The sequence below is a fragment of the Pseudomonas sp. GP01-A4 genome, assembly GCF_058780865.1.
This window is the reverse complement of record NZ_JBYSWF010000109.1, coordinates 1-15,207: the sequence shown is the minus strand read 5'-3', so window position 1 is coordinate 15,207 and position 15,207 is coordinate 1. Positions and strand designations below refer to the sequence as shown.

Here is a 15,207-nt window from a genome sequence, read left to right as displayed (position 1 = left end):
CGCCCAGCCCTTCCATCAAGGCCCTGCCCAATCCTTTGCTTGCACCGACCACCATGGTTTTCATCGCTTGTCTCCTGAACCGCTGTGCCGAGAGGAGCGGGCATGCAAGCAGAGTGGTGGGGTGATATCAATTGAGTGGCTGTTTCCAGATGTTAATCTCAGGTGTTTCAACGATCCCGGGTTGCCTCATGCTCACTGTTATCCGACTTGCCGCCGCACCCGACGCAGTGTGTTTACCTGCAATAGAGCGCAGTGCGGCCCAGTCCTTTCGTGCGATCGAATCCTTGAGCTGGCTGGCCGATGCCGAGGTCATGAGTGTTGAACGTCATCTGCAGTTGATCGCGTGGGGTACGTGTTGGGTGGCGGTGGATGCTGCTGGCCAGGTCCAGGGTTTTCTCAGCGCACAGATGTTTGATGACGACCTGCACATCCATGAACTGTCGGTGGCGCAGGTCATGCAGGGCCGTGGCGCAGGGCGGCAATTGCTTGAGGCCGTGATGAATGAGGCTCGCTCGCGCCGGTTGCGGGCAGTCACCTTGACCACATTTTGCGACGTGCCCTGGAACAGCCCGTTTTATCAGCGGCTGGGATTTGAGCAAGCACATTCGCTGGCGCCGGATCATCGTTTGGCAGAGGCTCTGCGCGAGGAGTATCGTCACGGTTTTGCGCCGGGCAGTCGCTGTGCCATGTCATGGCAGGTCGTAGCGCGTTAAGTAAAGGCACCCCAAGGATTCTCATGTTTATCCGAAACCCCCTCGTCCCCGAACTCATCGTGACGGCCCTCACGAGCAGCCTCGACTTCTGGGTCACCCAGTTGGGATTCGACATTGGTTATCAGCGCTCCGAAGAAGGCTTTGCCTACCTCGACCTGCAAGGCGCGCAAATCATGCTGGAGCAATACGATCCGGATGCCGGCCAGTGGCTGACCGCACCCTTGGAAAAACCCTTGGGACGAGGCATTAACCTGCAAATCGATGTGCCTGCCGTGGCGCCTGTTCTGCAGCGTCTGGCTGCCATCGGCTGGCCGCTGTTCCGCGACGTTGAGGACGCTTGGTACCGGGCGGGTGAGGTGGAAGCGGGGCAGCGGCAGTTCATCGTGCAAGACCCGGACGGCTACCTGGTGCGTCTGGTGCAGCGGTTGGGCGAACGACCTGTGGGGACTCATTCATGAAATACGCCGCTTTACTGGCCATTGCCTTGATCGGTGGGGCCTTCAGTCTCCAGGCTCTCGCAGAAGGCGATGCCCAAGCCGGTGAAAAGCTGTTCAGCAAAACCTGTGGCGGTTGCCATAGCGTCGGCGAAAATGCACGGGGCGGTTTCGGGCCGCAACTCAACGGCATCATTGGTCGACCGGCTGGCACCACCACTGACTATCAGTATTCAGATGCGATGAAAAATTCAGGCGTGGTCTGGACGCGGGACAAGCTGGCCGCCTATATCGAGGCGCCGAAAAAGGTGGTGAGCGGCACCCGGATGATTTTCTGGGGGATCAGCGATCAGGAGAAGATCGATAACCTGCTGGCGTACCTTGCGACGTTCCAGGCGCAATAAACACCGATCCCAAGACAAGGATTTCACTCCATGGTCGCACCGCGTATCCGGGCGCTTGCCCTTTGTATCTTTCACCGCAACGGTCGAATTCTGGTTCACGAATTCCAGGATGCGGTGAAACAGCAGACAGTCTTTCGCCCCATCGGTGGCGGCATCGAATTCGGTGAACACAGCGCCGAGGCCATCGTGCGAGAAGTCCAGGAGGAACTGGCGCAGCCGATTCACAGCCTGCGCCTGCTCGGCACGCTTGAAAGCATCTTTACCTACGACGGCCACCCCGGACACGAGATCGTCCAGGTCTACGATGGTCAATTTGCGGATCAGAGCCTATACGAGCAGCCGTATCTTGACGGTGCTGAAAGCAACGGTTTTGCGTTCAAGGTGAGTTGGAAGGGCAGCTCAAGCTTCACCGCGCAGTCGCCACTGGTACCGGAAGGGCTTTACGCGCTGCTCAAGGGCGCCGCGCTACTGGATTGACGGCACGCGTCCCGATAATGCCTCGGGGCCTTTCCTGTCACTCGCTTGAAGGCGTTGCTGAACGCACTTTCAGAACCGTACCCCAACGACTGCGCTAACACGCCCACTGACAGATTCCCCTCGCGCAACGCTCGTTGCGCAAGGCGCATGCGCCACTCGGTCAGGTACGCCAACGGTGGTACCCCGGCAACGCTCTTGAAGTAGTGCGAAAAGGTGGTGCGCGACATCGCAGCCGCCGTAGCCAGGTCTTCCAGTGTCCAGGCACGCCCCGGCTCGCTGTGTATCAAGCGCAGCGCGGGGGCCAGGCGCTTGTCGCTGACCGTGCGCAGCCAGCCTTCGGGTAATACGCCCGAGGTCTCGACATAGGCCCGCAGGATCTGGATAAACATCAACTGCGCCAGTTGCGCCGACGCCAAGCTTGCCCCGAGCAAATTGGCTTGCCCCTCATGTGCCAACTGGCCGAGTAGCCATTGCACGATTGTCGCTTGCGGCGACGTGGCTCGCACGTGGATCAGGGGCGGCAGCGCGTTGGCCAGCAGGCCGCCACTCTCCGGGTCCAGTTGCACGTAGCCGCCGATTTGCACACAGCCCTGGCCGTCACCGATTTGCGGGAAGCGGCCGGCGTCAGCGAATAATTGCCGCGCTTCCAAAGGCGCGACCGACACATCGCCTGCAAGCACAAACGAGCGTTGCGCACACAGCAGGAACACATCGCCCGCCTCAATCAACACCGGCGCCAGTTCGCCATCCATCCACAACCAGCACTGCCCCTTCACCACCCCGAAAAACTTGATCTTGTCCGGCGCGGGAAAACGCAGGGCCCAGGCGCCGCCCGCGCTGAAGCCGCCGGTCATAACCGATTGGGCATTCACGAACGTGAGAATCTCGGAAAACGGGTCGCTGGGCATACTCGTACTTTTACGCATGTAAATGGGATAATCGAGTATTCAGAGTACGGCTTTCGAGGGGTAGCGTGTTAACCACACGTCCAATGGAGACTCTGTCATGCCCACAGTACAAAAACCGATCCACAGCGGCTATGGAGCAGCAACCACCGCCGCCGAAGTCATCCGGGGCGTCGATCTCTCGGGCAAGGTGGCGATTGTCACGGGCGGCTACTCCGGCATTGGCCTGGTCACCGCCCGTACCCTGGCTGCCGCGGGCGCCCGCGTGATCATCCCGGCCCGTGACCTGGCCAAGGCACGCGCCGCACTCAAACCTTACCCACAGCTGCAACTTGAACCCCTGGACTTGATGGACGCCCAGTCCATCGAACAGTTTGCCGAGCGCTTTCTGGCGACAGGCTGCCCGCTGCACCTGCTGATCAATAACGCGGGCATCATGGCGCCGCCGCTGAGCCGCAATGCCCAGGGCTACGAATCTCAGTTTGCGACCAACCATCTCGGGCATTTCCTGCTTACCCAGCGCCTGTGGCCGGCCTTGCAGCGCGCCGAAGGTGCACGGGTGGTGACGCTGTCCTCACGGGGGCATGTGCACGGCGCCGTCGACTTTGACGACTGGAATTTCGAGCGCCAGGCCTACGATCCATGGAGGGCCTACGGTCAGTCCAAGACTGCCAATGCGCTGTTTGCCGTGCATCTGGATACGCTCGGTGCGGCGAGTGGGGTAAGGGCTTTTGCGGTGCATCCCGGTGGAATCATTACCGATCTGGTGCGGCACATGAAGCCTGAAGTCTTGCAGGCATCAGGCTATGTCGACGAGCACGGGAAACCGGTGATCGACCCTGAGCGGAACATGAAAACCCCGGAGCAAGGCGCGGCCACCAGTGTGTGGTGCGCGGTGAGTGGGCAGTTGGCGGGAATGGGCGGGGTCTATTGCGAGAACTGTGATGTGGCGGCGGCAGTGAGTGCGGAATCGGAAGAGCAGTTGGGTGTCAGGCCGTGGGCGGTGGATACCGGGTTGGCGCAGCGGCTGTGGATACTTAGCGAGCAGCTTGTCGCAGGGCGATAGGCCGCAGTGTGGGGTCAGCGCACTGACCCCATCGGCCCATCAAGAACCCTGCGGCGTTTCTCCGCGCGCCAAACGCGCATTGATATCGTCGATCACCGCCGGCAGTTCGACGATGGTGTCGATCAGGTAATGCGGCCGCGAGCCCTCGAACATCTGTGTAATGCGCGCACGTTCCAGCGCCAGCTCAGCAGCAGGCAGCGCCTTGTATTGCTCGTAGGTCAAACCCAGTGCGTTGCCGGAACAGGTCAACGCCACCGTCCACATGCCGGCGCTACGGCCTTCCAGGATCCCCGGCCAGGTGTCGTCGACCTTCACGCACGCGGCCACATCGCTGACCCCCAGGGCAATCACGTTGGCCAGTGCCTGCGCCGGATGCGGGCGCCCGTTGGGCACTTCGTCGGTCGCCACCACATGGTCGGCGACGTAGCCGTTCTGTCGCGCCAGCTCGACCACCTTGGCCATCACCACCGCCGGGTACCCGGAGCAGGAGCCAATCTTCAAGCCCTGCCCGCGCAGGGTGTTGATCGCCTCAAGGGCGCCGGGAATGACCGCCGAATGCAGCGCGATTTTCTCGATCTGCAACGGCATGAAGCGCTCATACAGTGCGGTGACATCCTCGTCAGTCGGCAAGCGATCAAATACCGCCCGATAACGCTCGGCAATCTGCGGCAGGTTGCACAAGGTGCGGATGTGATCCCACTTGCCCATGCCCATCGGGCCGCGGGCTTCCTCCAGGGAAACGGCGACGCCGAACTCGCCGAACGCCTCGACAAAAATCTGCGTGGGGGCGAAGGAACCGAAGTCGACGACGGTGCCGGCCCAGTCCAGGACCACGGCTTGCAGCTTGGAAGGTTGTTGGTAGTGCATGGCAAGTCTCCATTTTCAGGTGTGAGCAGGCCGTCCCTCTCTCAAAGAAGAGGTAAGCGCCTGGTGAGGGTTTAAACGGTCAAGACGATCAGGTGGCCGGGATCGGGCTGGCCTCGAATAGCTCGGCGATCATCGGTCGGTTGCGGCGGATGCCCAGGCAACACAAGTGGTAGTCGATGAAAAACGGATGGTCGACGAAGGTGATCGGCGTGGTGCCCGGGGTTTCGGCGTATTCCACGGCAGACACAAAGCCGATGCCGATGCCCTTGGTGATCGCGTGCACAATGGCTTCGCGACTGTTTAGCTGCATCACGCAGTTCACGGCGATGCCCTGGCGCTTGCAGCTTTCTTCCACCAGTTGCCGGGTGCGTGAGCTTTTCTCGCGCATCACCCACTTTTCGCGGCTGATCTGTTCCACGTGCACCTCTTTCTGCCGGGCCCACGGGTGGTCATCGCGCACCACCGCAATAATCGGATAGCGCCGGTACAGCTGGGTATCGAAGCGCTGGTCGAACTCCGAAAGGGCCAGGATCGCCACGTCGATATCGAAGTTGAAGAGCCGGTCCAGGGTTTCCTTTTCCGGGGAAAACGAGGTTTCCAGTTCGATGTCCGGGTGGCGCTGCATCAGCTCGTAGGTCAGGTTCATCGCGATCGGCGGCGACACCGCGCCCAGGCGCAGCAGCCCGGTCTTGCGCTGCTTGAAACTCTGCAACAGTTGCATGGCTTCATCCTCCTGGCCGAACAGCCCCTGGGTGATCCCGTAAAGGGCGTGCCCGGCGGCACTCATCTCGATAAACCGCCCGCGACGGTGGAACAGCTCCACCGAGAACTGCTTCTCCAGCCCGTTGACCTGCTCGCTGACCGTCGGCTGGCCGACGCTCAGGTACTCGGCGGCGAGGGTGAAACTGCCGGTCTTCGCCACCGCATGAAACGAGCGCAGCCACTTGTGGTACTGGTACATAACGAGTCCTGTTCCTGAGGTCCGCCGGGCCGGTCATCAACGTCGGATAAACAACGCCACCGCTGCGCTGCACAGGCAGGCCGAGGTCACGACGATGAAGATCAGCGAGGTATTGCCGGTACTGTCGAGCATACTGCCGATCAGCGGTTCCGCCAGGCCGGCGAACAGATAGGATGAGAAATTCATCACGCCCGTGGCCGTACCCGCACGCTTGGCGCCGACCAGGTCCGGGCACAGCGCCCAGAAACTCGACGCCGGGCCATACACGAAGAACCCGCAGAGGAACAACGCTACCAGGCCGATTGCGCTGTGGGGCGGCAAACTCCACATCCACAGGCTGGTGGCGGCGCCGAGGAACATGTAGAGCATGATCGCCAGGTAGCGTTTGGAGCCGAACAGCTTGTCCGAGACCCAGCCGTTGCTCAGGGCGCCGATGGCCATGCCCACCGGCAGGGCCACGGTGATCCACTTGGGGTCGATCATGCTGTCGCCGCTTTTCCAGTTGGCCCCGAGGAAGTGCACCGGCACCCAGACGATCAGGCCGTAGCGGGCGGCGTTCTGGAAACCCAGGGAGATCGCGGCGATGATCAGCCGCGGATTTTTCAGCACCGCCTTGTAGCGCTGCGCCGAGGATTCGACTTCGCCGTGGGCCACTTCATGATTCTTGTCTTCGGCATTCGCCACGCCGGTATCGGCCAGGGGCTCGAAGCCCATGTCTTGAGGCCGCTCGCGGGCCACCAGGTAGAAAATGATGCCGCCCGCCAACATCAACAGCACCGGCAGGCGGAAGATCCAGCGCCATTCCAGTTGGAACACTTCCAGCACCACGATGGAGGTGACGTACGACAGGACCGAGGCGCACCCGGCCGCGAACACATAAAAGCCATACACCTTGCCGCGCTCGCCGGCGCTCCACCAATTGGAAATCAGCCGGCTGCCGGGTGCCCAGCCGAGGGCCTGGAAGTAACCGTTGATGCCCCACGGCAGGATCAGCCCGGCAAAGCCGCCGGCGAAACTGGTGACCCAGTTGGCCGCACAGGACAGCACCGCGCCCAGGGTCATGATGCGGCGGCCACCGAACTTGTCGGCGAGGTTGCCGTTGATCGCCTGGCCAATCGCGTAGGCCCAAAGCATCGCCGCGGAGGCCCAACCTAGGGTTTCCTTGGTCAGGCCGAACTCGGCCTGGATCCCGGGGATGGCAAAGCCGAAGGTCTGGCGGCCGGTGTAGAAAAACAGATAACAAAACATCGCCGCCAGCAGCATGCGCCACTGGGCTACGCGAAACGATGAGGTACGGACGGCAGGAACAGGCAGCACGTGTGCACGATTCATGATGTTTTCCTTATTGTTATTCGCCCCGGCGACCGCAGCCGCAGGGGGGCACTCTTGATAGGTGCAACAGGAAACGACCGAATTACGGTGAGTCTAGGCCGCTTGCGCGCCGATGAAATTCTTGCCGCGTGCGCCTTGCAGGGCGAAGCGGATCATCGCCTCGGCCTCGGTGGCATTCACGCCGTAGTCGGCAAATTCGGTCTTCACGTCCAGGCTGTGGAGGAAGTCGCGCAACTGCGCCTGGGCCTGCTGCAGGTCGGTGCCGAATACCCGTTGCAGAGTGCGGTCCCGCGCGGCGTCGTGCCCCCATGCCAGGCCCAGTACCAGCGGCAAAGTGAAGGAACAGGCGATGCCATGGGGCAGGCCGTGGTGCAGAGTCATCTCATAAGAGATGGAGTGGGCGAGGGCGGTCTTGGTGTTGGAAAAAGCCAGGCCGGCTTTCAGCGCCGCCAAGGCCATGCGCGAGCGCAATTCCTGGTTGCCGAGGTCACGCCGCAAGCGCGGCAGGCATTCCAGGATGTCTTCGATGGCGGAGATGGCGAAGGTGTCCGAGACCGGGTTGGCGTTGACGTTCCAGATCGATTCCAGCGCATGGGACAAGGCATCCAGCCCGGTGGACACCGTGACCCCGGCCGGCACCGTCAGCATCAACTGCGGGTCGATGATCGCCACTGTCGGCCAGGTGCAGTCCAGGTGCAGCGAATACTTCTTGAGGCTGGCGGAGTCCCAGATCGTCGCCCATGGCGTGACTTCGCTGCCGGTGCCGGCGGTGGTCGGTGCGGCAATCAACAGCTTGTGGCGGGCCGGCGCGAAAGGTTTACCGGTGGCCAGCAACGCCAGCAGCTCGTCGAAATCCCCGGAATCTGTGCCGACGATCAAGGCCTTTGCCGTATCAATTGCACTGCCACCGCCGACGGCGACCACCACCTGGCAGTCACCGGCCTGCAGCCAGAAACGCTCGTAGGTGTCGCGCAGTTGGGCCACGTCAGGGTTGGGCTGTACGTCTTCAATGACGTACACCAGGCGCTCACCCAGCAGGTCCTGGATGCGGTCTACCAAACCGAGCCCGCGGGCTTCGGGAAAGGTCACGAGGGCGACGGTCTGGCCTTCGGTAAGAGCGGCGAGTTCTTGCAGGCAGCCCCAGCCGAAGCGGGTGTCTACCGGGTTGTGGAAGCGGGCAGTCATGGCGGGTTCCTGGTTTTTGTTATTGGAAGTGCCGCCATAGTCGGGGAGGGTGAGGTGGACCTCAAATCGATAGATTGTGGGGATGGATTGGCTGGGCCGATAGTACAGCCCAACCGTCAGGTGACTTCAGCGCACGTTCCGGAACAACATCAATCGCGCACTCTCATGCAGGCCACGGGTCAGCCCCTGCAACCGCTCAAACTCCTCGGGATACTGCTGAGCCACATTGTCCCTCGGCGTTTGCGACGCCAGGTCATGCAGGGTCGGCGAGCTGCCGTCGTGCTCCATTTGCAGCAGGAAGTCCTTGGTCACGCCGCCGATCAGCGGGAACGTGCCCTCGCGCAATACCAGCGGCACCACGCGCTCGCCTTCCGGCGCAGGTTGCTGGATATCCCGGCCCATCGCGCCATTGCGGAACGGTATGCCCGCCATGCCGGCCACGGTCGGCAGCAGGTCCGCCAGGCCGACGGCTTCTTCGATCACCCGGGGTTGCAGGCCGGGCGCGTGGATCATCATCGGCACGTTGTTGCTTTCCAGCCCAAGCTGCTCGAATGCCGGCGCCATGTGCGGAATCTGGCTGATTCGGGTGTTGTGGTCGCCGAAAAACACGAAGATGGTGTTGTCGTAGTAACCGCCAGCCTTGGCGATTTCCATCAGGCGGCCGATGTTGAAGTCCAGCAGGCGCACGGCGTTGTACTGCTCGACGCTGCGGCTGCCTGCGGCCTGGACTTGTTCCACGGTGAGGTCATGCACCTTGAAGCCATCGTTGGTCTTGGGGATGGTAAACGGTCGGTGGTTGCCGGAGGTTTGCAGGTAGGCGAAGAACGGTTGGTCCTTGGGGATGGCCCGCAGCAGTTCGTCGCCTTCCTTGAACAGGTCCAGATCCGAAACGCCCCACACGTCCACCCGTGGCGAGCGCCAGTGGCTTTCGTCATACAGCTTCACGCCGTCGATGCTCTGGCGGATCAAGGCGTTGATATTCGCCCAGCCGGCATTGCCGCCGATCATGTAGAGCTTCTGGTAGTCCTCGAACGCATTGATCAAGGTGTGTTGCCGGGTGATCAGCGGGTTGCGGGTCGCCGTCTCCTGGCGGGTAACGTCGGGCACGCCGGTGATGCTCGCCCACACGGTTTTGGCGGTGCCGGTGACGGGCACGTAGAAGTGTTTGAAGAACCAGCTTTCCTTCGCCAGCTTGTCGAGGTTCGGCGTGGGGTTCAGCGGGTTGCCATAGGCGCCCACGGCGCTGGTGCCGAGGGACTCGAGCATCACGAAGATCACGTTCGGCGGGCGCTCGCCCTTGAGCTGATAAGGCTGCACGGCTTGTTCACGGGCGAAGTTCAACTGCTCGGGGTCGGGCTGGCTGACCCCCAGATAATTCGCGACTTGCGGGTAATGCTCTCGTACCCGCGCCTCATCGAATTGCGACTGGCCGACCTTGAGGGTGTCGTACAGAAACAGCACCGGGTTGAGGCCCACGGCGGCGATCTGGTTGTTGCCGGAAAAGAACGCGTCGCTCCAGCGCAGGGGCACCGGGTTTTCGATATTGAGGTTGGCGACGCGGCCGAGCAGGGCCAGCAATACCGCGATCACGCCGACGGTGGCCACGGATGCGATGGCCAACTTGCCAATGGGTTTGCGTTCGCCATCCAGGGTGATGCGTTCAAGGCGAACCAGGGCGTAGGTCCATAGGCCGACGGCGGCAAGCCAGCTCAAGGTTATCCACAGCACCGGGTAGGTTTCCCACACCATCTGTTGTGAAATCTGCGCGTCTTCCAGGTAACGCAGCACCGTGGCGTTGATGCGCACACCGAGGTAGGCGTAGTGGCCGAAATCGATGATGTACACCAGCCCGACGATGGCCAGCGCCAGCAGCAGATAACCCCGTGCCAGCCAGCGCAGGGCGGGGACAGTCACCAGGTTCCAGCGTGGCAGCCAGGCGAGCAGTGCCAGGGGCAACAGGATCAGCATCGCCAGGCGCAGGTCGAAACGCAGGCCGATGCCCACGGTTTCCAGCAGTGCGGGGTCCCTTAGGTCGACCCCGGAAAATCCCCATACAAACACCAGCCGCAGTGCCGCCAGCAACGCAAATACCAAACCGATCGCGCCCACGCCGTAGCGCAGGCGGCGCGAGTGCAACCATCCCATCATTGACCTCTGTGCAATTTTAAAAGAGGGCGCCAGGCAGCCATCGCCAGCATCCACAACCCGGCCACCAGGCAGTAGCCCGTCAGCAGTGGGTCGATCAGATAGTCCCAGTAGTTTTCCGAGGCCTTGAGCCGTAGTGCGAACGCCAGGGTGCCCGCCGCGAGCATCCACACCGCCAGCGTATTACGCAGCCAGAGCATCAACAGTGCTGCCGCGCCTATCAGCACGATCATCGGCCGAGGGTTGAAACCCCAGCGGTAGGGGTCGAAATACGTCAGGCCCATCGTCGCCGGGTACAGCACCAGGCTCAGGGCGCCAAACAGCAACAGCACCTGGACCTTCTGCGGGCGCTGGAGCGGCTGCACCACGCCCAACCGGCACAGGCTGACCCACACCAACAACACCAGGGTGCTGATGGCCAGGTCATCGGTGAAGCTGCGCACATACGCCGCCAACGGCAGTTCGTTGACCGGGATAAAACTTACCACCACCAACACCGGCAGCAGCCAGGGGCGCCAGGGTGTTGTGACGCGCAACAGGCTGAGCAGCACAAAACCCAACAGCACAAAACTCAAATGCGCTTGCCATACAGAAACCATCACAGGCGCTCCGACAGCCAGGCTTCGTTGAAGCTGACATGTTTGATAAAGGTGTTATTCCACGAGTACACCAGGTGGTACATGCCGTCCGGGCTGCGGCTGAAGTACGGGTACTCGTATTCGAAATCGCAGCCACGGGGCTTGCACACCCGGTAATCCAGGTTGCTGAGGAAGCGTTGCTCCAGGGGCAGGCGCAGCGCACCGCTGGAGGCGCGGAAGCCTTCGCCGATGATTTCCTTGTAGGCCTCGGGGGAGAACGGTTGGCCCAAGGGGTCGGGGGATTGATCCAGTTCCACCACGGTGCGCCACTGATTGAGCTTGGCATCGGTGCCGTACAGGCTGAGCTTGAAGCGGCCGTCCTGCAGGTCGTTGAGGGCCACGAGCAAACCGTCGCCTTCAGTGCTGACGGCTGCCAGCGAGGAGTTGGGATTGGACGGTTCCAATGGGTAAGGCTCGCTCCAGGTTTGGCCGGCGTCTTCGGTGCGGCTGGCGAGGACTCGGTGATGGGTTTCGCCGGCGTAACGCAGCATGGCGATGGCGCGTTGGCCGTCCTGCGGGACGATGGTCGGCTGCAGCGAGTTCTTCCCACGGCTGATACGGAATTTGTCGACCACCGCACCGTCGGGGCTCAAGTACAGGTACTCGGCGAATTTGCCCATGAACTCGTGGTACACCGGCAGGCCGATGGAACCGTCAGCGTGGAATACCGGTGCGGCGCGCACCAGCGTGCTGATATTGAAGAAAGGCGAGGTGATCAGTTGCCGAGGGGCCGACCAGTTCGTCCCCAGGTCATCCGAGACCATCACGTTGATCGCGCTGGTGGCCCAGCCGCCTACCGACACCGAAACGTAGAACATCCACAGGCGATTGTCCGGTGCCAGGGCGATCACCGGGTTGCCCAGTTTACGGATGTAGCGGTGCGTGCCGTCGCGGGTGCTTTCACGGGTGGCCAATACTTGCTCCGGGCCCCACTCGGCGCTTTTCGCGTCAAAGCGCGCGGTGCGCACCTGCACATCGGCGGCGCCCTCGCGGGACCCGGCAAACCACACGGCCATCAGGTCGCCGCCGGGCAGGGCGGTGACCGAGGAGGAATGCACAAAGTCATTGAGCTGCGAGGAGACAAAGCGGCTGCTGTATTGCGGGGCGGCCTCTGTTGGCGAGCTGTCCTTGGGGCCTTGGGCAAACGGCGCCAATACGTGGGGCGGATGACTTTGCCAGGCAGCGAAAAACACCACCAGCAGACTGCAGATCATTAAAAGCGGGCGCATAGAGAACCTGTCGGGAAAAAGGATTACTGCGCACGGTCATCCGGCAGGCGCCTCCTGCGGCCGGTGAGCATGGATAACGGCAGGTTGTCCCGCACCTGGATACTTTCAAACAACGCCGCCAGCACATGCACGCCTACCAGGCCGGCCAGTACATTGGCGGCAGTTTCGTGCAACAGCAGCGGCCAATCGGCGCCCCACAGGGCGTCGACTTCCTGCATCAAAAAGCCACTGGCACCGATAGCCAGCAGCGCCAGCAACATCAGAATCATCACCAGCGCGCCAATGGGCGAATGGCCCAGGCGGTGCTGCGGCCGGCGGTTGAGCAGTGAACGCACATGGCCCATGAGCCGTTCCGGCGTTGGCCAGAAGTCCGCCCAGCGCGCGCTGCGCGGACCGACAAATCCCCACACCAACCGCACCAGCAACCAGGCCATGGCGTAATAGCCCAGCCATACGTGCCAGTCGTCGCCTGCTTCGTTGAAGAAGTAATTGGCCACAAAGACGCCGGCGATTGAGAGGTGAAACATCCTCACCACCGGGTCCCAGAGGCGCAGGGAGGTGGCTGGCATCAGCCCTTGATCTCTGTCTTCACGGCCTTGCCGGTGACTGGATCGTGGTAGATCTCGACCTTGCGCTTGTCCTTGTCAAAGCCATAGATCTCGTAGCAGTTGCCGTCAGTAACCTTGAACTTGCTGATCTCGTAGCCCTGGGCCTTGAGTTGCTCCTGAAAGGCCTTCTGGTCCTGCCATTGCGAGCGCTCGGCAGTGGTGCATTGCGGGCCGGCGAAGGCCATGGGGCTGGCGATAATCAGCGACAGCAAGAGAATTTTACGCATGGAAACGCTCTCAGCAGATGTGGGAGATTTCACTGTGCAAAACCAACCTTAGCGAAAGCTTAGTTGGCAACGGCCCGTAACATCTTTCCCGAAATAGCCTCGACGGTTACACGGCATCATGCCGCCGGTTACTCCAGAGAATCAGTTATGCGCCTGCTCCTTGTCGAAGATGATCGTGCCCTTGGCCAAGGGATCCGCGTGGCCCTGGGCGCCGAAGGCTACACCCTGGACTGGTTGCAGGATGGCGTCAGCGCCTTGCACGCGTTGCGCACCGAAAGCTTCGACCTGCTGCTGCTCGACCTCGGCCTGCCGCGCCTTGACGGCCTCACACTCCTGCAAACCCTGCGTGCCGAGCAATACGACCTGCCGGTGCTGATCCTCACCGCCCGCGACGGCACCGCCGAACGCATTGCCGGCCTGGATGCCGGCGCCGACGACTACCTGGTCAAACCCTTCGATGTCGAAGAGTTCAAGGCCCGCGTCCGCGCCCTGTTGCGCCGCAGCCAGGGCCGGGCGCAGCCATTGCTGGAACATGCGGGCGTGAGCCTGGACCCGGTGACCCAACAGGTCAGTTATCAAGGCGAGGACGTTGTGGTCACGCCGATGGAATACCAACTGCTGCACCAACTGATGGTGCGCCCCGGCAAAGTCGTCACCCGCGAACGTCTGTCCCGCGCGCTGTACGGCTGGCAGGACCGCGTCGAAAGCAACACCCTCGAAGTCCTTATCCACAACCTGCGCAAAAAACTCTCCACCGAACTGATCCGCACCGTACGCGGCGTGGGCTACGTGGTGGAACTCAAGCCATGAACTCGGTCCGCGCGCGCATCCTCATTCCGGTGCTGGTGCTGATCCTGCTGGGTGATGGCCTGATCAGTTGGCTGGTGCTGCGGGACAGCCACCACGAAATCGAAGAAGTCTACGACGCTCAACTCGCCCAAAGTGCCCGCTTGCTGCAAGGCGTACTGCGCCAGCGCGACCCCGGCGATGCCGATTGGGACCGCCTGTACCAGGCTTTCGATCAAGCCATGAGCCGCGTCGGCGAAGACGGCGCCGCGCATCCCTACGAAACCCGCCTGACCTTTCAGGTATGGCGCACCGACGGCCAACTGCTGGTGCGCTCCACCGACGCGCCGATCCTCAACGCACCGCCCACCACCCTCGGGCCTCACGACCTGATGGAAAACGGCAATGACTGGTGCGCGTTCATGCTCGCCGACATGCAACAAGGCCTGCTGATCTGGGTGGGCGAGCGCGACGACATTCGCCAGGACGTGATCCAGCGCATCATCCGCCACACCCTCTGGCCCATCCTGGTTGGCGTGCCGCTGCTGGCGTTGTTGATCTGGCTGACCATCGGCTGGGGCCTCAAGCCCCTGCGCGCCATGGCCCAGGCCATTCGCGGGCGGGACAGCAATACGTTGCGACCGCTGCAACTTGAACCGTTGCCGGCGGACCTGGAACCGATGCAAACCGCGCTGAACCGCCTGCTGGTGCAGGTGGATGACCTGCTGGAGCGGGAGCGTCGGTTTATCGCGGACGCGGCGCATGAACTGCGCACGCCGTTGGCGATATTGCGCATTCACGCGCAGAACGCCCAGAGCGCGGAAACCGAGGAGCAGCGGCGAGAGGCGTTGGACTTCCTGGTGAATGGCGTGGACCGGGCGACGCGTATTGGCAGCCAACTGCTGACCATGGCGCGCATCGAGCCGCAGTTGAACAACACCGTACGAGTGCGTGTGCCGTTGACGGAGTTGGTGCGCGAAGAACTTGCGGAACTGACGCCCCTGGCGATGGAGAAAGGCGTTGAGTTGGTGCTGGAAGGGGATGAGGAATGCTGGATTGAAACGGACCCGATAGCGTTGGCGATTGCGCTGCAGAACCTGGTGACCAATGCGCTGAATTTCTCGCCGGCGGGGAGTGAGGTGAGGGTGGTGGTGCGGGAGGAGGATTCGGGCGTGGTGCAGCTGTGTGTGGAGGATGCGGGGCCGGGGATTGATGAGGGGGAGATTGGGC

General features: G+C 62.1%; 17 protein-coding genes. 7 read left to right on the top strand and 10 right to left on the bottom strand.

Features of this window, described 5'->3' with window-relative positions; all coding sequences use genetic code 11:
* Positions 1-188: 188 nt before the first annotated feature.
* The 4 genes from AC3WKX_RS32750 to AC3WKX_RS32735 are packed head-to-tail and all read left to right on the top strand — an operon-like array spanning position 189 to position 2,028.
* Positions 189-713, top strand: a complete 525-nt coding sequence (locus AC3WKX_RS32750) for a GNAT family N-acetyltransferase (RefSeq protein ID WP_146013745.1) — start codon at positions 189-191, stop codon at positions 711-713.
* Positions 714-736: 23 nt separating this feature from the next.
* A complete protein-coding gene (locus AC3WKX_RS32745) occupies positions 737-1,171 on the top strand; it encodes a bleomycin resistance protein (protein WP_087695151.1) in 435 nt (144 codons plus the stop codon).
* The gene (locus AC3WKX_RS32740; RefSeq protein WP_087695150.1) at positions 1,168-1,551 is read left to right on the top strand and encodes a c-type cytochrome; all 384 of its coding nucleotides are present in this window, start codon (positions 1,168-1,170) and stop codon (positions 1,549-1,551) included. Before AC3WKX_RS32745 ends, AC3WKX_RS32740 begins: the two co-directional genes overlap by 4 nt.
* A gap of 30 nt (positions 1,552-1,581) precedes the next feature.
* Complete coding sequence (locus tag AC3WKX_RS32735) at positions 1,582-2,028, top strand: NUDIX hydrolase (protein ID WP_087695149.1); 447 nt, start codon at positions 1,582-1,584, stop codon at positions 2,026-2,028.
* Here the strand turns inward: AC3WKX_RS32735 and AC3WKX_RS32730 are convergent.
* A complete protein-coding gene (locus tag AC3WKX_RS32730) occupies positions 1,992-2,936 on the bottom strand; it encodes an AraC family transcriptional regulator (RefSeq protein WP_102606355.1) in 945 nt (314 codons plus the stop codon). The two genes, AC3WKX_RS32735 and AC3WKX_RS32730, sit on opposite strands and share 37 nt — an antisense overlap.
* 97 nt (positions 2,937-3,033) lie before the next feature.
* Here AC3WKX_RS32730 and AC3WKX_RS32725 point away from each other — a divergent pair, with 97 nt between their 5' ends.
* The gene (locus AC3WKX_RS32725) at positions 3,034-3,999 is read left to right on the top strand and encodes an oxidoreductase (protein WP_102606354.1); all 966 of its coding nucleotides are present in this window, start codon (positions 3,034-3,036) and stop codon (positions 3,997-3,999) included.
* Positions 4,000-4,038: 39 nt separating this feature from the next.
* Here AC3WKX_RS32725 and phnX read toward each other — a convergent pair whose 3' ends face one another.
* The 9 genes from phnX to AC3WKX_RS32680 all read right to left on the bottom strand — a co-directional run bounded on the left by phnX (position 4,039) and on the right by AC3WKX_RS32680 (position 13,191).
* Positions 4,039-4,866 (bottom strand): phosphonoacetaldehyde hydrolase, encoded by an 828-nt coding sequence (phnX, locus tag AC3WKX_RS32720; RefSeq protein WP_003210349.1) that lies wholly within the window; start codon positions 4,864-4,866, stop codon positions 4,039-4,041.
* Positions 4,867-4,954: 88 nt separating this feature from the next.
* Positions 4,955-5,827 (bottom strand): LysR substrate-binding domain-containing protein, encoded by an 873-nt coding sequence (locus AC3WKX_RS32715; protein ID WP_087695146.1) that lies wholly within the window; start codon positions 5,825-5,827, stop codon positions 4,955-4,957.
* A gap of 36 nt (positions 5,828-5,863) precedes the next feature.
* The gene (locus tag AC3WKX_RS32710; protein WP_102606353.1) at positions 5,864-7,159 is read right to left on the bottom strand and encodes an MFS transporter; all 1,296 of its coding nucleotides are present in this window, start codon (positions 7,157-7,159) and stop codon (positions 5,864-5,866) included.
* Between the two features lie 93 nt (positions 7,160-7,252).
* Positions 7,253-8,344 carry an iron-containing alcohol dehydrogenase PsrA gene (psrA, locus tag AC3WKX_RS32705; RefSeq protein ID WP_102606352.1) on the bottom strand — a complete coding sequence of 364 codons (1,092 nt, stop codon included), beginning with the start codon at positions 8,342-8,344 and terminating at the stop codon, positions 7,253-7,255.
* Positions 8,345-8,470: 126 nt separating this feature from the next.
* Positions 8,471-10,489 (bottom strand): LTA synthase family protein, encoded by a 2,019-nt coding sequence (locus AC3WKX_RS32700; RefSeq protein ID WP_102606351.1) that lies wholly within the window; start codon positions 10,487-10,489, stop codon positions 8,471-8,473.
* A complete protein-coding gene (locus AC3WKX_RS32695) occupies positions 10,489-11,088 on the bottom strand; it encodes a hypothetical protein (RefSeq protein ID WP_008438455.1) in 600 nt (199 codons plus the stop codon). The genes AC3WKX_RS32700 and AC3WKX_RS32695 overlap by 1 nt, the downstream gene beginning before the upstream one ends.
* Complete coding sequence (locus AC3WKX_RS32690) at positions 11,088-12,356, bottom strand: sialidase family protein (protein ID WP_102606350.1); 1,269 nt, start codon at positions 12,354-12,356, stop codon at positions 11,088-11,090. Before AC3WKX_RS32690 ends, AC3WKX_RS32695 begins: the two co-directional genes overlap by 1 nt.
* Before the next feature lie 23 nt (positions 12,357-12,379).
* Positions 12,380-12,925, bottom strand: coding sequence for a cytochrome b/b6 domain-containing protein (locus AC3WKX_RS32685; RefSeq protein WP_102606349.1), 546 nt, complete (start codon positions 12,923-12,925; stop codon positions 12,380-12,382).
* The gene (locus tag AC3WKX_RS32680; RefSeq protein WP_003210334.1) at positions 12,925-13,191 is read right to left on the bottom strand and encodes a PepSY domain-containing protein; all 267 of its coding nucleotides are present in this window, start codon (positions 13,189-13,191) and stop codon (positions 12,925-12,927) included. Before AC3WKX_RS32680 ends, AC3WKX_RS32685 begins: the two co-directional genes overlap by 1 nt.
* Positions 13,192-13,338: 147 nt before the next feature.
* On the opposite strand from AC3WKX_RS32680, the gene AC3WKX_RS32675 reads away from it, so the two are divergent.
* Entirely contained in the window at positions 13,339-14,001 is a 663-nt protein-coding gene (locus AC3WKX_RS32675; RefSeq protein ID WP_008438452.1) for a response regulator, read from the top strand.
* A partial coding sequence (locus AC3WKX_RS32670) for a sensor histidine kinase (RefSeq protein WP_102607496.1) occupies positions 13,998-15,207 on the top strand: 1,210 nt, incomplete at its 3' end. The genes AC3WKX_RS32675 and AC3WKX_RS32670, both read left to right, overlap by 4 nt.